Origin of the sequence: Micromonospora pisi, assembly GCF_003633685.1 — a bacterium.
Lineage (GTDB): Bacteria > Actinomycetota > Actinomycetes > Mycobacteriales > Micromonosporaceae > Micromonospora_G > Micromonospora_G pisi.
This window is the reverse complement of the sequence record NZ_RBKT01000001.1, coordinates 5,666,990-5,691,364: the sequence shown is the minus strand read 5'-3', so window position 1 is coordinate 5,691,364 and position 24,375 is coordinate 5,666,990. Positions and strand designations below refer to the sequence as shown.

Annotated in this window: 19 protein-coding genes and 2 tRNA genes; 9 read left to right on the top strand and 12 right to left on the bottom strand. The window is 68.6% G+C overall.

All coding sequences use genetic code 11. The annotated features are described in order from the left end of the window. Nucleotides 1-43: 43 nt before the first annotated feature. Nucleotides 44-1,456 carry a hypothetical protein gene (locus BDK92_RS24400; RefSeq protein WP_121158798.1) on the top strand — a complete coding sequence of 471 codons (1,413 nt, stop codon included), beginning with the start codon at nucleotides 44-46 and terminating at the stop codon, nucleotides 1,454-1,456. A gap of 470 nt (nucleotides 1,457-1,926) precedes the next feature. On the opposite strand, the gene BDK92_RS24395 is transcribed toward BDK92_RS24400, so the two are convergent. After that, nucleotides 1,927-4,443: a GmrSD restriction endonuclease domain-containing protein gene (locus tag BDK92_RS24395; protein WP_121158797.1), complete on the bottom strand. Its 2,517-nt coding sequence runs from the start codon at nucleotides 4,441-4,443 to the stop codon at nucleotides 1,927-1,929. Between the two features lie 262 nt (nucleotides 4,444-4,705). Here BDK92_RS24395 and BDK92_RS24390 point away from each other — a divergent pair, with 262 nt between their 5' ends. Further along, complete coding sequence (locus BDK92_RS24390; protein ID WP_211349356.1) at nucleotides 4,706-7,702, top strand: N-6 DNA methylase; 2,997 nt, start codon at nucleotides 4,706-4,708, stop codon at nucleotides 7,700-7,702. 322 nt (nucleotides 7,703-8,024) lie between these two features. On the opposite strand, the gene BDK92_RS24385 is transcribed toward BDK92_RS24390, so the two are convergent. Then, nucleotides 8,025-8,100 (bottom strand) — tRNA-Lys (locus BDK92_RS24385). A gap of 186 nt (nucleotides 8,101-8,286) precedes the next feature. Here BDK92_RS24385 and BDK92_RS24380 point away from each other — a divergent pair. Together BDK92_RS24380 and BDK92_RS24375 are read left to right on the top strand one after the other, a co-directional pair. After that, the gene (locus BDK92_RS24380) at nucleotides 8,287-9,555 is read left to right on the top strand and encodes a L,D-transpeptidase (protein ID WP_121162538.1); all 1,269 of its coding nucleotides are present in this window, start codon (nucleotides 8,287-8,289) and stop codon (nucleotides 9,553-9,555) included. 248 nt (nucleotides 9,556-9,803) lie between these two features. Then, on the top strand, nucleotides 9,804-11,093 hold the full coding sequence (locus BDK92_RS24375) for a L,D-transpeptidase (protein WP_121158795.1): 1,290 nt from the start codon (nucleotides 9,804-9,806) through the stop codon (nucleotides 11,091-11,093). A 134-nt stretch (nucleotides 11,094-11,227) separates the two neighbouring features. On the opposite strand, the gene BDK92_RS24370 is transcribed toward BDK92_RS24375, so the two are convergent. After that, nucleotides 11,228-11,303, bottom strand: a tRNA-His gene (locus tag BDK92_RS24370). 109 nt (nucleotides 11,304-11,412) lie between these two features. Beyond that, nucleotides 11,413-12,009 (bottom strand): oligoribonuclease, encoded by a 597-nt coding sequence (orn, locus tag BDK92_RS24365; RefSeq protein WP_121158794.1) that lies wholly within the window; start codon nucleotides 12,007-12,009, stop codon nucleotides 11,413-11,415. 67 nt (nucleotides 12,010-12,076) lie between these two features. Between orn and BDK92_RS24360 the strand changes: the two genes are divergently transcribed. Next, nucleotides 12,077-13,372, top strand: coding sequence for a glycosyltransferase family 87 protein (locus BDK92_RS24360; RefSeq protein ID WP_121158793.1), 1,296 nt, complete (start codon nucleotides 12,077-12,079; stop codon nucleotides 13,370-13,372). A gap of 193 nt (nucleotides 13,373-13,565) precedes the next feature. On the opposite strand, the gene BDK92_RS24355 is transcribed toward BDK92_RS24360, so the two are convergent. The 4 genes from BDK92_RS24355 to BDK92_RS24340 all read right to left on the bottom strand — a co-directional run bounded on the left by BDK92_RS24355 (nucleotide 13,566) and on the right by BDK92_RS24340 (nucleotide 18,410). Beyond that, nucleotides 13,566-15,164 (bottom strand): hypothetical protein, encoded by a 1,599-nt coding sequence (locus BDK92_RS24355; protein WP_121158792.1) that lies wholly within the window; start codon nucleotides 15,162-15,164, stop codon nucleotides 13,566-13,568. 133 nt (nucleotides 15,165-15,297) lie between these two features. Then, entirely contained in the window at nucleotides 15,298-16,047 is a 750-nt protein-coding gene (locus tag BDK92_RS24350) for a YcnI family copper-binding membrane protein (RefSeq protein ID WP_121158791.1), read from the bottom strand. Nucleotides 16,048-16,059: 12 nt separating this feature from the next. Next, nucleotides 16,060-17,721 carry a copper resistance CopC/CopD family protein gene (locus BDK92_RS24345; protein WP_170208876.1) on the bottom strand — a complete coding sequence of 554 codons (1,662 nt, stop codon included), beginning with the start codon at nucleotides 17,719-17,721 and terminating at the stop codon, nucleotides 16,060-16,062. 35 nt (nucleotides 17,722-17,756) lie between these two features. After that, on the bottom strand, nucleotides 17,757-18,410 hold the full coding sequence (locus BDK92_RS24340; RefSeq protein WP_121158790.1) for a zf-HC2 domain-containing protein: 654 nt from the start codon (nucleotides 18,408-18,410) through the stop codon (nucleotides 17,757-17,759). A gap of 109 nt (nucleotides 18,411-18,519) precedes the next feature. Here BDK92_RS24340 and BDK92_RS24335 point away from each other — a divergent pair, with 109 nt between their 5' ends. The 4 genes from BDK92_RS24335 (at nucleotide 18,520) to BDK92_RS24320 (ending at nucleotide 21,712) form a co-directional block, all read left to right on the top strand. Continuing rightward, the gene (locus BDK92_RS24335) at nucleotides 18,520-19,122 is read left to right on the top strand and encodes a sigma-70 family RNA polymerase sigma factor (protein ID WP_425462253.1); all 603 of its coding nucleotides are present in this window, start codon (nucleotides 18,520-18,522) and stop codon (nucleotides 19,120-19,122) included. A 115-nt stretch (nucleotides 19,123-19,237) separates the two neighbouring features. Next, nucleotides 19,238-19,756, top strand: coding sequence for a MauE/DoxX family redox-associated membrane protein (locus tag BDK92_RS24330; protein ID WP_121158789.1), 519 nt, complete (start codon nucleotides 19,238-19,240; stop codon nucleotides 19,754-19,756). Further along, the gene (locus BDK92_RS24325) at nucleotides 19,749-20,603 is read left to right on the top strand and encodes a DsbA family protein (protein WP_121158788.1); all 855 of its coding nucleotides are present in this window, start codon (nucleotides 19,749-19,751) and stop codon (nucleotides 20,601-20,603) included. Before BDK92_RS24330 ends, BDK92_RS24325 begins: the two co-directional genes overlap by 8 nt. Then, nucleotides 20,600-21,712 (top strand): hypothetical protein, encoded by a 1,113-nt coding sequence (locus tag BDK92_RS24320; RefSeq protein WP_211349355.1) that lies wholly within the window; start codon nucleotides 20,600-20,602, stop codon nucleotides 21,710-21,712. The genes BDK92_RS24325 and BDK92_RS24320 overlap by 4 nt, the downstream gene beginning before the upstream one ends. Here BDK92_RS24320 and BDK92_RS24315 read toward each other — a convergent pair. Genes BDK92_RS24315 through BDK92_RS24300 form a run of 4 tightly spaced genes read right to left on the bottom strand, consistent with a single transcriptional unit; the run spans nucleotide 21,673 to nucleotide 24,340 of the window. Further along, on the bottom strand, nucleotides 21,673-22,446 hold the full coding sequence (locus tag BDK92_RS24315; protein ID WP_121158787.1) for an energy-coupling factor ABC transporter ATP-binding protein: 774 nt from the start codon (nucleotides 22,444-22,446) through the stop codon (nucleotides 21,673-21,675). The two genes, BDK92_RS24320 and BDK92_RS24315, sit on opposite strands and share 40 nt — an antisense overlap. Further along, the gene (gene cbiQ / locus BDK92_RS24310) at nucleotides 22,443-23,213 is read right to left on the bottom strand and encodes a cobalt ECF transporter T component CbiQ (protein WP_121158786.1); all 771 of its coding nucleotides are present in this window, start codon (nucleotides 23,211-23,213) and stop codon (nucleotides 22,443-22,445) included. The genes BDK92_RS24315 and cbiQ overlap by 4 nt, the downstream gene beginning before the upstream one ends. Beyond that, complete coding sequence (locus BDK92_RS24305) at nucleotides 23,214-23,627, bottom strand: PDGLE domain-containing protein (protein ID WP_121158785.1); 414 nt, start codon at nucleotides 23,625-23,627, stop codon at nucleotides 23,214-23,216. It abuts the gene before it with no gap. Beyond that, entirely contained in the window at nucleotides 23,624-24,340 is a 717-nt protein-coding gene (locus BDK92_RS24300; protein WP_121158784.1) for an energy-coupling factor ABC transporter permease, read from the bottom strand. Before BDK92_RS24300 ends, BDK92_RS24305 begins: the two co-directional genes overlap by 4 nt. Nucleotides 24,341-24,375 lie beyond the last annotated feature (35 nt).

Here is a 24,375-nt window from a genome sequence, read left to right as displayed (position 1 = left end):
CGGGCCCCCAGGCCGCTGTCAGCAACGACGATATGCTGCAACTGTGGCCTACGTTGTAACGCTCGACTCCGACAATCTGGCATCGCTGAAGGAACGATTGAGAATCGAACAGCGACTCACCAAGGCCCTTCCGAAAGGAGTGCCCCTAGACTCAACGATGGCCGGTCCACCCTTGGTCCTAGTGCTGGGCAAACCGGGCGACAACGAAGGACTTCGCCATCTCGCATGGTTGGGAGTTGTCGACAAACACGGCGTAGTGGGCGCAGTGGATAAAAGCATTACCGTAGATCCGCTACGGGAATGCCGCGAGCTGATTCTCCTCGACGGACAGGAAGGGCTACTCACACTTCTGCCAAAGAACTTGCGAGACGATTTTGAGCGAGGCGCTCCGCACGGCGGAGTAGGCGAATGCAATCGCACGGTTTGGGAAGCGTTCGACAGGGCCCTCCGCACAATGCATCCGGGACTGATACCCCTACTGGACTGGTTAATCGCCCAGGCAAGCCCTCCGGCACTGAACAGCGACGACGCCGCCGATCGGGCGTGGCAGGAGCAGCAGGACGCCACGCGCACCGTCGTACGCATCGCGGACTTTCCAAGCGCCGCCTTCGCGGCCTGGCGGCGCCCTGAGTCGAGGGATGCGCCCTACCTCGCCGGGCTAATACCTCAGCCCGTGGAGCACAGCCTAATCGATCACGACATACGTGTCACCGGAGATGCGTTCGGCCTGTCCCGCGAGTGGCTGAGCCAGCATGATGGCAGGTGCGACATCCACGTGCTGCAAGACGACCAAGGTCGGCGCCTGGAGGTGGTGAATGTCAACGCAACGAGAGTCGAAGCTCGTTTCGGAACCGACATGATTTACTACCACGAGCCGACGAAAAGCTTCGTGCTTGTTCAGTACAAACGCCTCGACCCACACAAGCGTTCGACGCGCGTTGACGACAGGCTGCTCCGGCAACTCGATCGACTTGAAGAGCTGACCCGACTTAGCGGTACACCGGAACGACCGGCCGAGTGGCGACTCGGAAAAGACCCCTGCTTTCTCAAGCTTGCCTACTGGCCCGCCGGATACGACTCACCCTCGCTTAAGGGGCTTACACCGGGCATGTACCTCCCGGTCTCCTACGTTCGCCTACTCCTTGCCGACGATTGCACTTTGGGCAGCAGAACAGGAAGCCAGGCCCGACTCCTCGGGTACGACCAGGTCGAGCGCCACCTCGTCAACACCCAATTCATCGAACTGGTCAAACATGGACTTACCGGAACCGTCGGGACCAGCGTCACCCAACTGCGCAACCTAGTAATGAGACGCGTTGAGGAAGGCCGGAGCGTCGTCTTAGCTAGAGAAAGCAGCAACGAGTCGAACAGGGAACGCGCGAAACGCACACGTAGCCGTGGCACGAAAGCCAGGCGATACGCGCACCAGACGCATCCGCAGGATCCGCTTTTCTAATCGCCCTCACCGACATCCGCAGCACCCTCCTCTTTCCATCGACGTCCCAACACCATCGCGTTTCTGGCAAAGACCTCACCCACGCGCGACGCTGGCAAGCGCCGGAACAGCTCACGCCGACCGAGATTCTGCCGCGACACGTTCCTGGACAGCAGGGCGAGCAGATGGCACACGCTCCAGCGCCGCTGCCCGCCCCGCAGGGGCCCGGGTGTCTGGAAGCCGAGAGATCCCGGCCGAGTAACCCAGAGCCCAGGGCTGTCGCGTCGTACCCCAGGTGTGGTGGCGTCCCCTCGGAACAGCCACCGGCTCACAAGCCCTGTTCCGTGCAACCAGACCAGACCAGCATCCGGTGTGCGCTCGACCGCGATATTCCAGCTACCTCTGTCACTCGCCGGGCGACTGATCATTTGGCGAAGGCAAGGTGCGGCACGAGAGGCATTCAAGGGGTGGGACGAGGCAGGGAGGTGAGGTCAGGTTCCGGGGCGCACCGCCTGTTGGTAGAACCAGGCGAGGTGGTCGATCAGTGCCGCGCGGGTCTTGGCGTCGGCAAGGACGTCCAGGGGGAAACCGGGGCGGAGGGCGAGCTTGGCGGCAGCGATCTTCACGCCCGGCAGTTCGCTCAACCGCTGGCGGAACTCCTCGCGGAGCGCAATCTCGTCGAACGGTGTCCGAATGCTCAGATGCTGGAACACAACCTCGAACTTCCCGCTGGGGTAAATCGTCGCGGGCCAGATGCTGCCGAGCTCGTGGTCCTTCCCCCGTGCCATTAGAAAGCAAGACGTCTCGCCGCCCGAACCGTAGAGCGGACTGCCGCCCATCTCGGTCCAGGCTTCGATGACGGCAAGCGCGCCCACCACCACCTGCGCATCCTGCAGATCCGTCAACTGCTCGACGAACCGGTCATCCAGCAGATCGTTACGACGAGATCGTGGGCGAACCAGCTGCCCGGACGCATCCTGCTGTGGCATGCCGGCAACCTGGGCCAGTTCCTCAACGCCAAAGCGCTGTGCCTGGCTGGCCCGCCCGTACTTGTCGAACTCGACCCCCTCGGCGCGCAGCAAATCGCGCGGGTCCTCGGTCCGGGACGGGTCGAGCCACCGGAAGCCGGGCGACACGGTGCCCTCGGCCTGGAGCACCCGGTGTGCGTTCGGCGCCGTCTGGCTGGCCAGCCGGGCGCCGACCGACACGGGGTGACTGCCGATCAGCGCGGCCACATCGCCGTACGCGGTCCAGGAGCCGGCTGGCAGTGCGGCGAGTGCCTTGTTCATGACGTCCCAGGGCACCTCGGACCGGCTGCCTGCCTCCTCGGTAGGTCCGGGCCAATGGACGATGATCTGCTCGGCAAGCGCATCGGCGCGGGCGTAGATCTCCGGGCGGCCCCAACGCTTTTGCTCAGCGATGTCCCGGTTGAGCGAGATCCCGCTCTTGCCCAGTTTGGCCCGTTTGACCAAGAAGGAGCTGTTGCTGAGCTCGGCGTTGTAGCCGGTGAGGGTCAGGTTGCCCAGCGTGTGGACCAGGGCCTCGTGCACTTCGGCAAAGCTCTCCTCGCCTTGCAGATCCTCACTCAACACCTGCCGCCATTCCGCAGTAGGACTCTGCGGCATGACGTGTTCGATGGTCAGCGAGTCCGACGCCACTGGCTCCTTGCTGCCATGCGACTCCTCCAGCCACTGGAGCACCAGCTTCCGCTGGGTGGCGCGCCCGTTTAGATAAAACGGGATGGACCGTATCGCCGCCCGAACACTGGCGTCGCTGGCGTAGTACTTCCGGCCAACCGACAGGTATTTCCGCACCGCCTGGTCGACCGGCAAATCCGCGCCCATGTCGGTCACGACGCGTAGCAGGATCCGGTTAATGCTCGCGGTGGCCCGGCCGATCAGCAGGCGCCGAATGAAGTAACTCTCCACATACAGCATCGCCGAGGCGATCTGCTCCGACGTCGCCGTCCCCTGCTCCCGACGGTCCAAAAGGTGCAGCAGCAGCGGGTACACGGTAGTCGTGTCCCAGGCGTTGAGCCGGGCCAGCCGCCGCTGCACCTCCGGGTCGCCTTCCTCCTCGGGGTGAAGGATGATCCGCAGCAGGGCACCGAGCCGACAGAACCGGCGTACCTCTGCCTCAATCTCCGCCTCGGTGTGCAAGCGGTTGAGCCGCGCCTGCTGACCGGTGTAGGTGTCGGTCTGCTTGACCTCGGGATTGCGGTGCACCAGGTCGAGCCAGAACAACTGCTCAAGCTCCCCGGAGTCCAACTGCTGCTGCAGCGGGAACCACAGGGAGCCGTAGACGGCCTCGCCCCGGTTCGGCAACCGCATGAAGAGATAGTTGCGCAGCAGGTCGGCCTGAGTGAGCTTGAGGCCGGTGTTGTTCAGCGACTCGAAGATTCGGTAGACGTTGTCGCCCGCTTGCGCGACGACCGACACCAGCGCCATCCCGGAGATAGCGGCGTCCTCGATGCGCTCGATGTCCAACGAGTCGTCCGGGGTGACGGCAGCGAGCTGTGACTTGAAGAACCGGTACGCCGCACCGACCCGGTCCGTTCCGCCCGCCTGCGGGGTCGCATCGAGGCATGCCTCGTACGCCGGCCGGTCAGCCTGAGTCGGGACGAGCTTGAACCGGTGAGCAGGCTTGTACTTGTTGATCAGATATTCCTGGTCGATGCGATCTCGATGATCTGGGTTCTCGTGCTGCACCCGATGGTCGCGGATGGCGCAGAGCAGGATCGACAGGGTGGTGAGTCGTTGCTGACCGTCCACCACCAAGAACTCGGAGACCGCCGGCCCATGGTTCGGGCTGGGCGCGAGTACCAGCGAGCCGATGAAGTGCGTGAGGGTTGGGTCTTCGATCCGCTCCTCGGCGAGCTTGCGGATGTCCTCCCAGAGGCGGTCGAGCTGGGAGTCCGTCCACGAGTACGTCCGCTGGTACAGCGGCACCCGATACTGCTTCGCGCCCTCTAGCAACTCCCGCAGCGTCGTTTCGTGTGCCGCCACCATGTAACCGGCTCCTCAATCACTGTGGACCGTCCCTAAGTCGGCTAGACAACCAGAGCATCGGTCAGCGGAGCAACCTACAGTCACGACCGGTAGCTGTCGAAAACCTGACAGTAGTTCACAACCACTTGGATCCGGCGACGCTCAATATCCAAACTGATGTATGGCTCGCTTGGACGGTACGCCCAACGGAACCCGGAGCCGCCACAATTCGGTCAGGCCCGAGGAGAGTTCGAATAGGCTCCCGGATTCGCTGCAATCCCTGGTGGCACGCATCGCCGATCGCCGTACCCCTCGCAGCGAGGCGACCCTCCAGGCCGACATCCGACAGCTTCTGCTGGCCGGAGACTTCGGGCTCTTCGATTTCGAAGTCGACGTCGACCTCGAAGCTCCGGCCGGCCGTGGCCGCCGCATCGACGTCGAGATCGGCTTCACCGTCATCGAGGTCAAGAAACGGCTCCAGCCCGGCCGGACCCTCCAGGAGGCCGAGCACCAACTGGCGGGCTATGTCAGGTCGCGGAGCCAGGAAACCGGGCAACGGTACGTCGGCATCCTCACTGACGGCGTCACCTGGCGTGCTTACCAGCTGCGGGCCGGCGCTCTGGCCCTGGTCGACAGCCACGCCGTGACTCTCGCCCGCCCCGACGGGCTGGCCCTGTTCTACTGGCTGGAGGGCGTACTGGCGACGAGCCAGCGCGTTCCCCCGAGCCCCGCCGAGGTAGCCCGCCGACTCGGCTCGGCGAGCATGTCCCACAAATTGGACCGCACGGCGCTGGCCGCTCTCTACGAAGAGCACGCACAGTCGCCAACGGTGCGGTTGAAGCGACAGTTGTGGGCAGAGCTGCTGGACAGTGCGCTGGGTACGCAGTTCGTCAACGACCCGGACCTTTTCGTGGAGCACACGCTGCTCATGAACAGCGCGCACATCATCGCGCACCTGGTCGTCGGCATTGACGTCATGGAGTTGCAGCCGCAGGATCTGATCACCGGGCAACGGTTCGACCAGGCAGGCATCCTCGGCGTCGTCGAACACGACTTCTTCGGCTGGACCACGGAGGTGGCCGGCGGTCGCGAGTTCATCCACGGGCTCGCCCGCCGGTTGGCGCGGTTCGATTGGGCGAGGGCCAACCACGACATCCTGAAGGTGCTGTACGAGTCGATGATTGGCGCAGAAACGCGCAAACGGATGGGCGAGTACTACACACCGGACTGGCTTGCCGAACATCTCGTCGACACCGTCGTCACCGACCCGCTGCGGCAACGGGTGCTGGATCCCGCATGTGGCTCAGGCACCTTCCTCTTCCACGCCGTACGCCGCTACCTCACTGCGGCCGAGGAGGCAGGCGTTCCGCTCGACATCGCGCTGACGCGGCTCACCCACCAAGTGATCGGTGTTGACCTGCACCCCGTCGCCGTAGCGCTCGCACGGGTGACCTACCTGCTCGCCATCGGGCACCAGCGCCTGACCGATCAGCGAGGGGCCATGACCATCCCGGTCTACCTCGGCGACAGCATGCAGTGGCGGGAACGCCGAGACCTCTTTACTGAGGACCACGTACGCATCAGCGCCGGCCACAACGCGAGCCAGGTCGAGGACTGGCTCCGCTTCCCTAAGGACCTGCTCAAGGAGCCGAGCCGGTTCGATCAGATCGTCGCGGGGCTCGCCAGCATCGCGGCAAAACCACGGGATGCAGACAGTCCGCCTTCGCTGGCCGGGTTCTTCCATCGGATGAAGATCGTGTCTGGCGACCAGCCGATGATCCTCGGCACCTTCGAGGCGATGTGCCGACTACACGATGAGGGACGCGACCACATCTGGAGCTACTATCTGCGCAACCTGGCCCGGCCGGTCTGGCTAGCGAAGGACGAAAACCGGGTGGACGTCCTGCTCGGCAACCCGCCGTGGCTCTCCTACCGCCACATGCCGCGCGATATGCAGACGACCTTCAAGAAGCTCTCCCACGACCGCGGGTTGTGGCACGGCAGACACTTTGCAACACAGCAGGACCTCTCCGGCCTGTTCGTCGCAAGAGCGATCCAGCAGTACCTCACCGACGGCGGGACGTTCGCCTTCGTCCTGCCTAACGCTGCGCTCGATCGCGAACACTACGAGGGCTTCCGCAGAGGGTGGTACAAGGACGAGATTGAGCCCGCTGCCGTCGCCTTCAGCGACTCCTGGGACCTGCGGCGGCTACGCCCGCACCCGTTTCCGCGAGGCGCCAGCGTCATCTTCGGCGATCGTGCCACCTGGAGCACTTACCACCGACTGCCTTCGATCACCGAGCAGTGGACCGGACGCCTTCCTGCCGATGCCAAAACGTGGAAGCAGGTCGAGCCCTTGATTCACCGCGAGCGCGTCGACCTGGCGCAGAGGCGGGCGTCTCTCGCCGAGTCACCGTACAAGCCACAGGTGAAGAACGGGGCGACGATCTTCCCCAAGGTCCTGTTCTTCGTCGAAGCAGACTCCGGAGGAAGGCTGGGCCTCAGTGCCGGCCGCCGCGCCGTACGCTCGGCGCGCAGCAATCTCGAGAAGGCGCCGTGGAAGGACCTACCGACCCTTCAAGGGGTCGTGGAGGCGGAGTTCGTCCGGCGGGTCCTGCTCGGCGAGAACCTGTTGCCGTACCAGATCCTGCCCGCCAGGCAAGCGGTTCTCCCGCTCGACGGCTCGGTCCTGCTAACTGGCACCGATTCCCGGCTCGACTACCATCCAGGTCTCGCTGACTGGTGGCGGCAGGCGGAAGCGCTCTGGAGAGTGCATCGAAGCAGCGACCGCCTCACCCTCGCCGAGCAGCTCGACTTCCGACACAAACTCACCGCCCAGTTGCCCGCGCCATCGCTGCGACTGGCCTATGCCGCATCCGGCATGCACGTCGCCGCCGCCATCGTCGACGACCCAGCCGCAATCATCGAGCACGGCCTCTACTACTGCGCCATCTACACACGAGCCGAAGGCCACTACCTCAGCGCGATTCTCAACAGCCCCATCCTCACTTCGCTCGCCCGTCCGTTGATGTCCTATGGAAAGGACGAGCGGCACATCGATAAGCATCTGTGGAACCTGCCCATCCCGATGTACGACGCTGGGAACGCAGCACATCAACGGCTCGCGGATCTCGGCCGTGACCAATCCCAGGCTGTCGCTGGACTCAGTCTCGACGAAGGCATGAACTTCGTGACGATGCGCCGCCGGGTCCGAGGCGAACTCGCCCGGCACCCGGCCGCCTCGGAGGTCGAGGCCATCGTCACGGAGCTACTCGAGTGACGGACTCGAGTGTCTCCTGCCACCACTCCTCCAGCCACAGCGCAGCGACCCTGGCCAGCACCGGCGAGAACGCAACGTCTTGATCCTCCGGCCCGATCCCGATGCCTTCGAGTCACACCCGCTGGCCGTCACACTATCGCCGACACCCAGCGCACCCACCGCAACACAGGGCTCGATCGGCTCCTGTCCACGATCACGACGCCGTCCACCGGCCCGCGCGGCGGTCCAACCGCTTCCGAGCACCCGTCGAGCACTCCACCTTTGGCACGACATGAAGAAGGCCCCGATCCGGCGTTTAACGCCGGATCGGGGCCTATCTCAGTGGTGCGCCGCCAGGGACTCGAACCCCGAACCCGCGGATTAAGAGTCCGCTGCTCTGCCAGTTGAGCTAGCGGCGCTCTCTGACAACGGGTGAAACCCTAGCACGCACCTGGGAGCCGACTCCAATCAGATACCCCCGACCAGCCGTACGGGCGGTGGTGCCAGCAAAGCGGGCGAAACCCTGCCGAGGGTCGTTTCGGGGCCCCGGACTTTGGTACGGATGGTGCACGATGTGGCCCAGGATGCGGATGAACGGGGTGGGGATGGCTAACGTCAGGCGGGCCTGGGCGATGATCGCTGCCCTGGTGGTGGTCGCACCGATGGCCCTGGCGGGGTGCGGGGAGGGCGAGAAGCCACGCTTCGTCAACGCCACCGGCCAGCCCACGACGAGTCCCACTCCACCAGCCGAACCGGTGGTGTTGGCGATCACCCCGGCCACCGGGGCCGCCAAGCAGCCGGTGAGCACGGAGATCGGCACCACCGTGACCGGCGGCAAGATCACCGATGTGACGCTGACCACCGGTGGCACGAAGGTTCCCGGCAGTCTCCGTGAGGACGGCACCTCCTGGGTGCCGGACGGACCGCTGAAGTACGCGAAGCAGTACGAGGCCACGGTCACCGCCACCGGTCCGTCCGGGCAGGTCGAGACGAAGACCACCTCCTTCACCACGATGGCGAAGCCGCGTTCCCAGATCGGCTCGGGGCTCTACCTCTTCGACGACAAGGTCTACGGGGTGGCGATGCCGGTCGTGGTCGAGTTCTCCCCCGGCATCCCGAAGAAGGACCGGGCGGCGGTGCAGCGTCGGATGTTCGTGCGGACCGACCCGCCGCAGCCGGGCGCCTGGCACTGGGTGGCGAACGGCACACAGGCGTTCTACCGGGCACCGAAGTTCTGGCAGCCGGAGACGAAGCTGACCGTACGGATCGGCCTGGAGGGCATTCCGCTGAGCAACGGCAAGTACGGCAACGTCGACCGGAAGGCCAGTACCCGGATCGGCGACAGCTTCGAGATGAAGGTCGACAACTCGACCAAGCAGATGACGGTCTTCGAGAACGGCAAGTTGGTCCGGACCATGCCGGTCAGCCTCGGCAAGCGGGCCACCCCGTCGTCGAGCGGCACGATGGTCGTGATGGAGAAGAAGGAGACCACGGTCTTCGACACCAGGGACGACCCGAACCCGGCCAACCGGTACGTCACCGACATCGACTTCGCGCAGCGCCTCACCTGGGGTGGCGAGTTCATCCACGCCGCACCCTGGTCGGTGGAGCAGCAGGGCCGTACGAACGTCTCGCACGGCTGCGTCAACCTCTCCACCCCGAACGCGCGCTGGCTCTTCGAGCGGACGAAGATCGGTGACCCGGTCACGGTCAAGGGCACCGAGCGCAGGCTCGAGAACGGCAACGGCTGGACCGCCTGGGACATGAGCTGGGACGAGTTCGTCAAGGGCAGCGCGTTGCCGGTCTCGACGGCTCCGGCCGCCACGGGGAGCGCTCCGGCCAGCCCGTCGGCCGGTGTGACGCCCAGTTCCTGATTTCAGTAATCATTTTCGGCGAGCGGCACTTTTCGTACCTTTCCCCGGTGGTGGCAGAGGTAGTTCATGCCCGACGCCAAGCTGCTGATCCACGGCCCCAGCAGGCAAGATCGGCAAGGACAAATCAGCCACTATACCGACATCTCAACTCCCAAATATGGGTTTCTCGCCACGTCGTGAAACCAAAATTTGCCGCGTGGCGTCTTTGGGAGAGGATGAGACGTGGGGATGAGAACTGTGAGGGGACAATGCGCGCGAGTCGAGACCAGTTGATGAGGCAGACCGCGAGACGGCGTCGGGCAACCGCACGCACGCTCGTGACGGTCGTGCTGACCGGGGTGCTCGCACTCGCGGCCGGTTGCAGCAGCGGCGGCGGTGGCAACTCACCGGCCTGGCAGGGTGGCAAGGCCCCCGAACTCCCGAAGGCCAGCGCCGTGGTCACCAGTCCGGCCGCTGACGCCAAGGACGTGCCCGCCTCGACCGAGATCTCCTTCGGCAGCAAGGACGCCACCGAGACGAAGTTCGAGCTCAAGGACGGCGCCGGCAAGGTCGTCGAGGGCAAGGTCAACGCCGAGGGTACGAGTTTCCTCCCGAGCGGGGCGCTCGAGTACGGCACGACCTACACCGCGACCGTCACCGCGACCGGCGACGACGGCAAGCCGGCGACGGTCAACAGCAGCTTCACCACCATGGCCAAGCCGGCCAACCAGGTCCGGGTCACCAGTTTCCTCGGCGACGGCTCGGTCGTCGGGGTGGGCATGCCGGCGATCGTCCAGTTCTCCCGGGCCATTCCGGAGGAGTACCGGGACGACCTCCAGCGCCGGATGACGGTGACCACCACCCCTCCGCAGGAGGGTTCCTGGCGGTGGATCAGCCCGACCGAGGTGCACTACCGGCCGAAGACCTTCTGGAAGGCCAACACCGAGCTGGACTACAAGATCCAGGCCGGCGGCCTGCCGCTCGGCGACGGCTGGTACGGACGCGCCGACCTCACCATCGACGCCAAGATCGGCCCGGCGGTGGTGATGACGGTCGACAACAAGACCAAGAAGATGACCGTCACCAAGGACGGCAAGGTCCTCAAGACCTTCCCGATCAGCCTCGGCAAGCCGAGCACCCCCTCCTCCAGCGGCACCATGATCGTGATGGAGAAGCTGCGCAAGACCGTCTTCGACACGATGGACGACCCGAAGCCGGAGAACCGCTACAAGACCGACATCGAGTACGCCCAGCGGCTGACCTGGGGTGGCGAGTTCATCCACGCAGCGCCCTGGTCGGTGGCGCAGCAGGGGCATACCAACGTGTCGCACGGCTGCGTGAACATGTCCCAGGAGAACGCGGCCTGGCTCTTCGGTGTGACCACCATCGGTGACCCGATCACCGTGAAGGGCACCGAGGTCCAGCTCAAGAACGGCAACGGCTGGACCGACTGGAACATGAGCTGGGACGAGTACATCAAGGGCAGTGCGATCCCGTACGAGCCGCCGTCGGCGGACGAGCCGGCCGGGGCCGACCCGAGCAGCACGCCCACCAACTGAGCGAAGAACGGCGCGGGCCGGTCCGGGAGGCTCCCCGGTCCGGCCCGCGCCGTTTTCCTGCCCGCCGTTTCACCAGCACCGGGCAACCAACACCCGGAAACGAAACAAGCCCCCTCCGAAGAGGGGGCTTGACGTGGGGTGACTGATGGGAATTGAACCCACGACACCCGGGACCACAACCCGGTGCTCTGCCTACTGAGCTACAGCCACCATGCCGTCCACGCCCGGAAATCCGAACCCCGGGCGGTGCGACGACCAATCATAGCCACACCCACCCGCACCGCGTCGAGCGGGTTGGCACCGCCCCTGCCGGTACGACTCAGAGCTGGGCGGCGATCGACTTCGCGGTCTCCACGTCCGGGCCGGGCAACGGCACGAAGAGGGTACGGCGGTAGTACTCGAGCTCCCGGACGCTCTCCCGGATGTCGGCCAGCGCCCGGTGGGCCAACCCCTTAGCCGGCTGCCCGTAGTAGACCCGGGGGTACCAGCGCCGGCACAGCTCCTTGATCGACGAGACGTCGATCATGCGGTAGTGCAGGTACCCGTCGAGCCGGGGCATGTCCCGGGCGATGAAACCCCGGTCGGTCGCGATCGAGTTGCCGCAGAGCGGAGCGCTGCGCGGGTCCTTGACCAGGCTGGTCACGTACTCCATGACCAGGTCCTCGGCCTCGGCGAGACTCACCGCGGAACGACGTACCTCCTCGGTCAGGCCCGAGCGTTCATGCATAGCCCGTACTATCTCCGGCATCCCTGCCAGCGCCTCTTCGTCGGCGTGGATCACCACGTCGACACCTTCACCAAGAACGTTGAGATCCGGATCGGTAACCAGAGCAGCGACCTCGATCAGTGCATCCTTGCCGAGATCGAGCCCGGTCATCTCACAGTCGATCCAGACAAGAAGATCAGCCACCGCCACAGACTACGCGCAGCCCGGCAACCCGCGCCTCAACGCGGCAGCCATAACCGACCGCTAGGGTTTTCCCGTGTCAGCCGATCACCCCGCCCCACCCACGACAGCCGCGGACGACCCAGGTGGTCGCACCGCCCGCCGGCTCGTCGTGACGGTGGTGCTCGCCGCCGTCGTCCCGGTGGTCTATCTGCTCGGCACGCCGCACAACTTCTTCGACCTGAAGATCTACATGAAGGCGATGCGCTTCTGGGCGGATGGCCACCCCCTCTACGACTACGCCCAACCCGACCGGGTGCAGGGGGAGCTCTACTTCACCTACCCGCCGTTCAGCGCACTGCTCCTGCGTCCCTTCGCCGACCTGCGGCTCGGTGTGACCGTCGCCATCTTCACGATCCTCACCTCGCTCGCGGTGGTGGTGACCACCTGGTGGCTGATGAAGCCGATCGCGGACCGGCGCGGCATCCCCCGCTGGTTCGCCGCCGGGGCGGCCATTCCACTGGTCTTCGCCGCGGAGAGCACCCGGGAGACGATCACGTTCGGCCAGATCAACATGCTGCTGGTGGTGCTGATCCTGGCCGACCTGCTCTTTGCCGTACCCCGTAACTCGCGCTGGGCCGGCGTCGGCATCGGGCTGGCGACGGCGCTCAAGCTCTTCCCGGGCATCTTCATCATCTACCTGCTGGCCGCCCGGCGGTGGCGGGATGCGACGGTGGCGAGCGCGACCGCCGCCGTGGCGACCCTGCTCGCCGCCGCTGTCGCACCCGGTGACTCATGGCGGTTCTGGACCCACGAACTCTGGTCGACCAACCGGGTGGGCCGCACCGACTACACCGGCAACCAGTCCCTGTTCGGCCTCTTGAGCCGCTTCACCGTGCCCGACAAGCCCGACCAGTTGCTCTGGTTGTCACTCGTGGCCGTGGTCGGCGGTTACGGTCTCTGGCGGGCGAGCCGGGCCGCTCGCGGGGGCGACGGGCTGGCCGGACTCGCCCTGACCGGGCTGGTCGGCTCGCTGGTCAGTCCGATCAGTTGGACCCACCACGTCTACTGGTTCATCCCGGCGGTGCTGGTGCTGGCCGACGCGGGCATGGCGTCGCCGCCCGGTTGGGAGCCCGCCGGGACCAGCCGACGCCGCCGCCGAACCCTGCTCGTCCTGGCCGCCGTGGTGTACGGCAGCGTCGTCTACGGCGTGGTCTCGTTCCACGACTGGGGTAGCGCCCCGGAGCCGACCAACTCGCCGGTCGAGTTCGTCCTGCGCAACATGTACGTGCTGCTGGCCGTGGTGCTGCTGGTGGTGCTCCCGACCCGGCACCTGGTCCGGATGGCACCGGCGAGCAGTCCGCCGCGCAGCGGTGTCCCGGTCACCCGCTGACTGTCCGGTAACAGCAAAAGTTGCACCAATTGGACAGATCTCCCTTACTTGTCCCCTTGGGGCTAATCTAGAACCAACGCCAGAAACGTTTCTTCAGTTACACCGATCCCCCGGTGAGAGCGGCCCTTCGTGTCGGCAGCACGGAGGGCCGCTTGCCGGTCCGGGTACGGGCGCACAGCCCCGGGACCGTGCGTCAGCCGGGAACCCGACCGCTGCCCGCCGTCGCCTCGCTGCCAGGTGCCGGCTCGACGGGTCCGGCCGGCTCGTTCACCGGTTGCGGCGTACGGACGCCGTTGCGCGGGTCTTCCGGCCGGTTGTCGATCGACGCCTCCGTCCCGTCCGCCTCCGGCGACCCGGGCTTGCACTTCCTGGGGCGGCCGCTGGTCGCCGCTCGGCCCGCGACGTTGGTCGTGGGAACGGGCTGCGGCGGGTGCACCGGGTCCAGAACCTGGGCCGGATCCACCGCCGGGGCGGGCGCCTTGTCCGCCGCGCGCGGCGGCCAGTTCAGCGCGAGCTTGGCCGGCGGCGGTTTACTCGCCGGCCAGGCATGCGCGAGGTTGTTCTCCCTCATCGCGGAGACAGCGGGGTGGGAAGCGCGCCCGGCCGGCGCACCGTCAGCGTGGCCGCCATCGCCGCCGGCCTGGCCGCCATCGTCGTCGCCCGGGACGGCATGAGCACCGACACCTCCCGGTCGAGCGGCCTCGGCCGGGACAGCAGGATCGGCTGCGCCGTGAGCCGGGGCGGTGGGGTGAGCGGTATCGGCCGGGACAGTGTCAGGGTCGACCCGGGGACGGTCCACCGGGGCGGGCACGATGACGCCCGTCTCGCGGGCCGTCGGGGCATCCCCGGTCGGCCTGCCCGTCCGGGACGAGTTCGGTTGAGGCTGGGCGAGGAGGTCGGCGAGCGTCGCCGGCCGCGTCGCCGTCGGCAGGTTCGCATGAAGCGGCCAGCCGGGTGGCACGGCACCGGTGGCGGGACCGGCTGGGGCGACGGGTGCGGACGACCCGGACCGGAGTGGCTCGCGGGTCCTGGGCGTACCGGAGGTGGGCCGTCCGAGATCGTCCAGGGCGCGTACGCCGAGCCGGGCGCTGAGCAGCGGCAACTGGCTGGGCTCGACCACGAAGACCACCTCCCGTGGCCGGGTCGGCCAGACCAGGATGGCGACACCGAGCAGGGCGAACAGGGTGCCGGCGGCGAGCAGTCCCCAGGTGGTCGGCTCGATCCAACCGACCCGCAGTTCGGTGCGGAGGTCGAGGGCGACTCCGCTCCCGGCGTCGGGGTACATCACCACCAGGCTGAGCCGCTGCCCGCGTAGGTCGGCCGGGGAGAGGTCGAGCGTGCCGGCTGCCTGACGTACCCAGAACGACTGTTCACCCGGGGTCGCGACGGCGGCGGCGGGTACCCCGACCCGCGACACCGAGGCGACCTGGACCGGCAGTCGTCCCCGGGTCACGCTCACCCGTTCTATCTGCGCGTACGGCATCGCGGCCAGGTAGCGGCCGGTCTCGGCGGTGGGGGCGAGGCCGATGAAGGCGGGCCGCGCGTCGGTTCCGGCGCTGATCCGCAGCCGGGTTCCGGCGGTACGGGTGAACGGGGCGTCCCGGCGCAGCAGTGCGTCCAGGTCGGGTACGACGACGGCACGGCCGGGTGTCTCCACCCGTTCCAGCGACGCGCCGAAGGCGTCGCGGGTGCCACGCTGTTCCGCGACCATCCACAGTGCACTGCCGACGAGCAGGACCGCCAACCCGACCGTGAGCAGCAGCACCCCGGCGAAGGTGCGTACGACGCGCATGCGCTATTCCCCCCTGATCAATGTATCTTCAGACGATACCGACCTAAATGGGTCTAACGCGTCTTATTGCCCAAAACGGCGCTGGCCCGCCGGATCACCGACGGGCCAGCGAACAGGGTGGGATCAGCGCAGGTCAGACCGTCGGCGGAGCGGCCGGACGACGGGTCCGGGCGAACGCCAGACCGCCGAGCGCCAGGCCGGCCAGACCCGCGACCAGACCGGCGATGCCGAGCCCGAGCGCGGCCGAACTCCCCTCGTCCTCGTCGTCGCCCTCGGTACGGGCGACCGCCGCCACCGAGGCTCCCGGAGTAGCGCCGGCCGACGCCGCAGCCGCCGCCGGGGTCAGCTTCAACACCGCCGCCGGGTGCTCCGGAGCCTCGGCACCGGCCGCCGCCGGCTCATCGATCCAGCGCGCGATCTCGCCATCCGAGTAGGTCTGCAACACCTTGAAAATCAACTGGTCGACCTCGGGCAGCGGACCCATCGAGACGCCGAACTCCTGGAACTGCTCCGGCTTGACCGCCGCGTCGGCCGTGGCGGTCCAGGTGATCTTCGCCACCGCCTCGGTGACCTTGCTGCCGTGCACCTCCAGCGGCGGGTCGACCTTGCGCTTCTCCAACTCCACCGTCCAGCCCGGCACTGGAATGGTCGACACCGACGCGATCGGCGCGTTCTCCGGGAGGTTCACCTCGATCTTGGTGGTCGACGCGGTGTCGCTCTCGTTCGGCACCCGGAAGGCCACCCGGCCGTAGCCACCCTGGCTCGCCTCCTTCGGGTTCACCGTGACGTGCGCGGAGGCCGGCAGGGCAAGGCCCAACACGCCGACAAGGGTGGCGCCGAGGGCGAGGGCTGCCGCGGTCGCGGTACGCCGGGGACGGATCATGGAGTCGCCTTCCTACGTGATCGGCACGGTGGCGGTCACCGTGGCCTGGTCGATGTCGGAGATACGTACGGTGAAGCGCAGTTGCCAGTCGCCCGGGGTGGGCAGGCTGATCTCGCCGGTGGCGTGGTTGTCGGTCAACGGCAGCAGCGGGATCTCGATCGGTTCGATCCCCTTGGCCGGCAACGCCGCCGTTCCGGTCCACTCGACCACCGGCTGCGGCTTGTTCTCCAGCGTGTACGCGTACAGGTGGATCGAGTTGCTGCCGGTCTCGGCCGGGTCCACCTCCACCTGGACGGAGAGCAGCGAACTGGTCAGCGTGGTGGTGAAGATGCCCCCACCGGCGGCCGCGTCACTCGACTCGGCGGTCCGGCCGGGCGGGGTCTGCACAAGTACGGCGGAGATGGCGAGGATCACCGCGGTGACGCCCAGCTCGGTCCAGACCGCCCGACGCATCCGTCCCGGCCGTTCGGTGACGAGCCGGCGCTGGACCAGCCGTCGCGAGTACGCCGCCACCCCGATGACCAGGGCGAAGAGCACCACCTTCGCGATGATCAGTTGACCGTAGGTGGTGTCGATCAACGCGCTCGGGGTGGCCACCTCGATCAGCGCCTGCACGATCCCGGCGAGCAGCAGCGCGGAAACCGCCACCGCGGCCCAGCGGGACCAGATCGGCAGGATCGCGGCGAGTTCCCGCTCGTCGGCCCGGCGCAGCAGGAAGCCGACGAGCATCAGCAGCCCACCCAGCCAGACCGCCATGCTCCCCACGTGCACCGCGTCGACCAGCACCGAGACCGCCGGTACGGGTGACGCCGAGGCATGCCCGGCGAGCGGCCAGGTGAAGATCCCGGCCACCCCGAGTACGGCCAGCAGGATGTGGTCGGCACGACCGGCGCTGCCCCGCAGCAGCGGCCGGAGCAGGATGGCGGCGGCCACCAGGATGCCGAGCCGGACCAGCAACACGGCGCCGAACGTACTGGCCAGCACATCACTGAGCGCGCTGCCGCTGATCGAGAAGAGCCCGCCCCCGGTGGTGTACGGAACCTGCAACCAGATCCCGATCAGGGTCGCGGCGGCGACCAGGCCGAACCCGGTCCAGACCAGCCGGGCCGGCCCAGTGCGGTCCAGTCGCCTCGGCCAGAGCAGGCCGAGCACCAGCACCGGACCGACCAGCAGAACCAGTCCGGCGTAGCCGAGGTACTTGCCGACCGCGACGGCGGCCGTGATGCCCGGGTCGACGGTGTCGTTCGCGGTGTCCTCCGGCGGGCTCGACGGGGCCCCGACGGAGTACGTGTAGGCGCCGGCGACCGGGTGGCTGTCGGCGGAGATCACCCGGTAGCTGACGAGATAGGTGCCCCGGGGTCCGCCGGGGTCGACCGGAATGGTGACCACGGCGCCGTCGAAGGCGGGCTCACCCCGGTCCACCCGGGCGCCGTCCGGGCCGAGCACCCGGATCTTGTCGGGAACGTTGCGGACACCCTCACTGAAGGTGAGCACCACCTCGCTGGGCGCGCTGGGCAGCACCGCGTCCGCGAGCGGGCTGCTGCTCACCAGCACCGCGTGGGCACTCGCCGGGCTGGCCGGTCCGAACAGCAGGGCGAACGTCGCCAGCAGAAGGCCGAGCATCGCGCCGGCGCGCGACACCCATCGTCGTTGTGCGGCAGTCATGCCGGACATGCTCGCCCAGAAACCCGCCATGGCGCGACCTGGTGTCACCCGCGCCCCGTCACCGGCACCGCCGCGAGCGGCGGATCGGTCCGCCGGCTGACCCGGCCGAGCGCCCAGAGCAGCCCGGCCTGGACCACCGTGGCCAGGTGACCGATCTCGTGCACCACCGCCGTGGTCGAGTTCACAATGTCGACCGCGCTGGTCCCGGCGAGGCAGACGGCGAGCACGAACGCAACCGGCACGAACGCCTGCGCCCGCTCCGGTCGGTACGCGGCGAGCGCGAACCCGACCGCGAGCGCCACGTCGAACGATGCCATCTCCCGGCTGGTGTGCAGGTCGACCTGGACACCGAAGCCCGCGAGCAGGATCGGCAGCGCGATGGTGAACTGGGCGACGGCGGCGACCGCGACCGCCACCCGGAGGATCTGACGGCGGCCGTACGCGGCCGAGGCGGATCGGCGGGCAGCGGCGGCGGTGACCGGGTCGGCGGCCACGGCGGCGAGTACGGTGGCAGTGAGGTCGGGCACCTCGACCGCCTGCGCCCGGTGCATGACCTGGTCGAGTTCCTCCGCACGGGCCAGCCAGAGCTGGCACCCCGGGCAGGTCACGGTGTGCGCGTCGAGCGCCTCCATCGGCGCGCGCGGATCTTCCCCGTCCAGCCGCGCCGACAGCGCGACCCGTACCTCGTCGCAGGTCATGGGGAAATAGTCGGCGTACGTGGCAGAAAAGTTCCCGGAGGTGCGCAACCGCACCGAAGCCCGGCAAGGCCGCCCCCGTGCTCCGGTCGCACGCGTAACCTCGGATGGCGTGATCCCCGTTCCGCGCGAATCCGCCCTGGTCAGCGCCGCTGTCGATGCCGCGGTGGTGGACCGGACCCGCGCCCTGGACGACGCCACCCACTGGGCCCTACGTGCCCAGGGCGGAGATCCGGTGGCCCAGGCGGCGTTCGTCCGGGCCACCCAGGCGGAGGTGTGGCGCTTCACCGCCGCGCTGATCGACCGGGACAGCGCCGACGATCTCGTGCAGGAGACGTACCTGCGGGCGTTCCGGGCCCTGCCCGCGTTCGAGGGCCGGTCCAGTGCCCGGACCTGGTTGCTCGGCATCGCCCGGCGCGCCTGTGCCGACCATCTCCGTACCGTGGTCCGGCGACGCCGGCTCGACGAGCGGATGGCCGTGGCCGCGCACACCGACCACCCGTACCCCGATCCGGCCGGGCAGCTCGGCGCCACCGACCTGCTCCGGCGGCTGCCGGCCGACCGGCGGGAGGCGTTCGTCCTGACCCAGGTGCTCGGCCTGTCGTACGCGGAGGCGGCGGCGGTGGAGGGGGTCCCGGTCGGCACCATCCGCTCCCGGGTGGCCCGGGCGCGGGCGGAACTGGTCGAGGCGGTCGGCGATGCGCTGGCGAGCTGAACCGGACACGGCCGGCCGGGCGAGGCGGAACACGGCCGGCTGGGAGGTTCCTGGGACTGGCTGGTACTTGGCTGGGAAACGGAACCTCATGATCCTGCCCGGCGACTAAGGGACCATGACCATGGTGACCTCAGCACGCGCGCGTTGGGATCTGGTCCAACCGTGGCTCGGGCTGGCTGTCCGGCTCGGACTCGCGGCGGTGTGGTTCTGGGCCGGCAGCACGAAGATCGGTGACCTGGCCGCTGCCGGGCGCGCCGTGAACGCGTACCAGATCTTTCCCTTCGACGTCGCCAGGGCGATCGGGGCGGCACAGCCGTTCGTCGAGATCGCGCTCGGCGTACTCCTGCTCCTCGGTCTGGCCATCCGACTGGCCGCCGGCATCTCCGCGCTCCTGATGCTGCTCTTCATCGCCGGCATCAGCTCGGCCTGGATCAGGGGCCTCGCCATCGACTGCGGCTGCTTCAGCGAGGGCGGTCCGCTCGCCGTCGGCCAGACCCCGAGCTACCTGCCGGAGATCCTTCGGGACATCGGCTTCCTGATCATGGCGGCTTTCCTGCTGCGCTGGCCACGCAGCCCGTTTTCGATCGACCGGTGGATGGCCGGCGGGCAGCGTCTGGAGGACGAGGATGAGTAGTCCACGGGGAGCGGGCCGCCAGGGCGGCCCGGGACGGAAACCGGAGAAAGCCCAGAAGGGACCGCAGCCGCCACAGAAGGCACAACGCGGACCACAGCCGCCGCAGAAGGCACAACGCGGAGCGCAGCAGCAGCCGCAGAAGGCCCCGAAGAAGAGCTCGGCCCGGGTGGTCCGGGAACAGTTGGCCCGGGAGCGACGCCGCCGCCGCACGCTCTGGACCTCACTGATCGCGGTGGTGGTGCTCGTCGTCGCCGGCCTGATCGGTTGGAGCGTCCTGTCCAGCCAACAATCGACGAGCGACTTCACCGCCCCGGCCGGGGCGACCACCGACGGCAACGCGATCGCGGTCGGCACCGGGCCGGTCACCATCGACATCTACGAGGACTTCATCTGCCCGTTCTGCGGGCAGTTCGAGAAGTCGACCGGGAGCACGCTGGACCAGCTCGTCAGCGAGAACAAGGTCCGGATCCTGTACCACCCGGTCGCGTACCTGGACCGGGCCTCCTCCACCGAGTACTCCACCCGTTCGTCGGCCGCCTCCGGCTGCGCGGCGAACCAGGGCAAATTCCGGGAGTACGTCGAGGCGCTGTTCAACCGTCAGCCGGCCGAGGGAAGCGCCGGACTCAGCGACGACGAGCTGATCAGCATCGGCACCGGGGTCGGCCTCGACGGGGGCGCCTTCGGCTCCTGCGTACGTGACGGTACGTTCAAGCCGTGGACCGCGCATGTAACCGAGGCGGCGAGCCGGGCGAACATCAACAGCACCCCGACGGTGCTGGTCAACGGCAAGGGCGTCAACCCGAACCCGGACGACGTCAAGGCAGCCGTGGCAGCGGCCACCAAGTGATCCGACGCCTGCTCACCGCGTGCGCCGCCGGCCTGCTCGGCGCGCTCGCGGTGGGCACGCCCGCCCTCGCCCATGGCGCGGACGCACCGGACGGAACCGACTTCCGGACCACCGTCACCACACTCGCCCCGGACCTGCCCGGACTCACCGTGCGTCTCATCGAGGCCGGCGCCCGGCTGGAGCTGACCAACCGGACCGGTCGCACGATCGAGGTGCTCGGCTACTCCGGCGAGCCCTACCTGGAGATCCGGCCCGACGGGGCGTACGAGAACCGCAACTCCCCCACCACGTACATCAACCAGACCCTCGACGCCGACACCGAACCACCGGCGAGCGCCGACCCGACCCTCCCCCCGGCCTGGCAACGGACCGGCACCGAGCCGGTGGCCCGCTGGCACGACCGGCGTACGCACTGGGTGGAGGAGAGCCGGCCGCCCCAGGTCAGCGCCGACCCGGGGCACACCCACCGGATCCGGGACTGGACGGTGCCGCTGCGCGACGGGGTGACCCCGATCGAACTGCGCGGCACCCTGGACTGGGTGCCGCCGCCGAACCCGGGCACATGGTGGCTCGCATGCGTGGTCGGCGCGCTCCTGGTCGGCGCACTCGGGCTGCTTCCCACCGCCGGCCGGGCCGGCCGTACGGTGACCTCCGCCCTGGCCGTGGGCTTCGCCCTGGCCGGTGCGGGTGCGGTCGTACTCGCCGTGGGCCGGGAACTCGACGCCGGGGCGGCCGGGGCCGGCGGGGTGCTCGAAGGGCTGCTCGCCGGGCAGATCTGGCCGGTCCTCACCGGGCTCGGTGCGGTCGCGGCGGCGGCGTACGCGCTGGCCAGACGGCCGGCCGCCGACTTCGCCCTGGCGCTGGCCGGGGCCTGCCTGGCGCTCTTCGCCGGGGTGGCGAACGCGGCGGTGTTCGGCCGGTCGGTGGCACCGGTCAGCTGGCCCGCCGGGTCGGCCCGACTCCTGGTCGCCGCGGTGATCGTGATCGGTGTCGGCGGCACCCTGGTCGGGGTGCTGCGGCTGCGGGCCACGCCACCCGACCGGACGGCACCCCCGGCGGGGACCGACGATCAGCCCCGGCTGGCCGCCGCCACCGGGTCGAACCCGTAGGGCAGTTCCAACCGGTGCCGGCCGAGCAGGTCGGCGTCGGCGAGCACCTCGGCGGTGCCCCCGTCGGCGACGATCCGGCCGCCGTCCAGGATCACCGACCGGTCACAGAGTTCCAGCGCGTACGGCAGGTCGTGGGTGACCATCAGCAGGGTCACCGGCAGCCCGCGCAGGATCTCGGCCAGTTCACGCCGGGCGGCCGGGTCGAGATTCGACGACGGCTCGTCCAGGACCAGGATCTCCGGGTGCATGGCGAGTACGGTGGCGACCGCCACCCGGCGGCGCTGCCCGAACGACAGGTGGTGCGGTGCCCGGTCCCGGTGCTCGCCCATCCCGACCGCCGCCAGCGCCTCGTCGACCCGGGCCGCGAGTTCCGCACCGCGCAGCCCGAGGTTGGCCGGACCGAACGCCACGTCCTCCGCGACCGTGGGCAGGAAGAGCTGGTCGTCCGGGTCCTGGAAGACGATGCCGACCCGGCGCCGGATCTCCGCCAGGGTGCCCCGGTCGCGGTCGACGGTCAGGCCACCGACGGTAACGCTGCCCTGGGTCGGGGTGTGGATCCCGTTCAGGTGCAGGACCAGCGTGGTCTTGCCGGCGCCGTTCGGCCCGAGCAGGGCGACGCGCTCGCCCTTCGGCACGCTCAGGTCGACCCCGTGCAGGGCGACGTGGCCGTCGGGGTAGGCGAACCACAGGTCACGTACGTCCAGCGAGGCGGGAGTCTCCACGGCACCGATCATGACAGCACCAGCGCGGTGACGGCGATGCCGGCCGCGGTCAGCGGCACTGTCGCGCCAACTACCCAGTGGCCGGCGGTGGCGGCACCGGCGGACTGCCAGATGGTCGGCATCCGGCCGTCGTACCCCCGGGAGAGCATCGCCAGGTAGACCCGCTCGCCGCGTTCGAAGGCGCGCAGGAAGAGCGCGCCGACCCCGGCCGCGAAGCCGCGCAGCTGCCAGAGGAAACGCGGGTCGTCGCCCCGGGAGATGCGGGCCACCCGCATCCGCCGGGCCTCGCCGCCGAGCACGTCGAGGTAGCGCAGCATGAACGTGGCGATCTGGGTGAGGATCTGCGGGCAGTGCAGCCGGTCCAGGCCGAGGATCAGGTCGCGCATGGTGGTGGTCCCGGCCAGCAGCAGCGACGCCAGTACGCCGAGCGTCCCCTTGGCCAGGATGTTCCAGCCGCCGTACAGGCCGTCGACGGAGAGGTGCAGGCCGAGCCACTCGACCCGCTCCCCGGTGCCGAGGAAGGGCAGCACGAAGGCGAAGAAGACAAACGGCAGCTCGATCAGGGAGCGCTTGAGCAGCCAGCCCGGGCCGATCCGGGCGAGTGTGGCCACCACCGCGATCAGGAGGGCGTAGCCGCCGTACGCCCAGAACGCCTCGCGCGGGGTGGCGACCACGGCGATGCTGAACGCGACCATCGCCGTGATCTTCACCTCCGCGGGCAGCCGGTGCACGGGCGAGGTTCCGGCCCGGTAGAGCACGTGCGCGTGCCCGGCGCCCACCTACTTCACCGCTTCGGTGCCGGCGGTGGCGCCGGCCATGGGGATGTCGGCGCCGGTCGGCTCCGTACCGTCGGCGCGGGTGCCCCGGCGACGGGTCAGCCAGAAGAGGCCGCCGCCGAGGGCGAAGGTGATCAGCACTCCGGCGATCCCGGAGAGACCGGTGGAGAGGTACGCGTTCTCCACCCCCTTCACCCCGTAGTCGGCGAGCGGGCTGTCGGCGAGTTCGTGGTCCCTGGTCTGCTGAGCCGGGCAGCTTCCGCCGGTGATGTTGTCGTCGGCGTCGAAGGTGCAGCCCGCACGGAGTGAGGAGTCGAGCCCGTCCGGGTGGGACGAGGCGAAGTTGCTCACCACCCCGGCGAGCAGGAACGCGACGATCAGTCCGCCGACGATGAATCCCCAGTGTCGTTGCTTCACCGCGCACCTCCGGTAACCGGGTTCGAGAGCGCCGGCACGGTCCGCAGGCCGCGCAGGGCGTAGACGAGATCGGGTCGTACCTTGGCGACGGTGACCACGGTGGTGGCCGTGATCAGCCCTTCGCCGATGCCGATGAGCAGGTGCGCGCCGGCCATGGTGCCGGCGAGCCCGCCGAGCGAGCCGCCAAGATCGGTGGTGCCGCCGAGCCAGTACTGCAGGATGAAGCCCTGCGACGCGACCACGACGCTGACCACGGCGGAGACGAAGCCGGTCGCCGCGAGCCCGGCCGGCGTACGCGGCAGGACCCGGAGCAGGAGGGCGATCAGCAGGTAACCGGCGGCGGTGCCGATGATCGCCATGTTGGTGATGTTCAGTCCGAGCATGGCGACGCCGCCGTCGCCGAAGACGAGTGCCTGGACGATCAGCACCACGGACACGCAGAGCGCGCCGACCCAGGGGCCGACCAGCATCGCGGCGAGCGCCCCACCGAGCAGGTGTCCGCTGACCGCGCCGGTGAAGATCGGAAAGTTGAGCATCTGTACGGCGAAGATGAACGCCGCCACCAGTCCGGCCATCGGTGCCAGCCGGTCGTCCAGGTCGCGCCGGCCGCGAATCACGCAGAAGGTGAGCACCACCAGCGCGAACGCCGCGTAGATCGCGGCAACGGGACCGTTGATGATCCCGTTGGAGATGTGCATCGCGATGTTCTGCACTACATCCTCCCCATCCGCGGCGAGGGGGTCCGCGC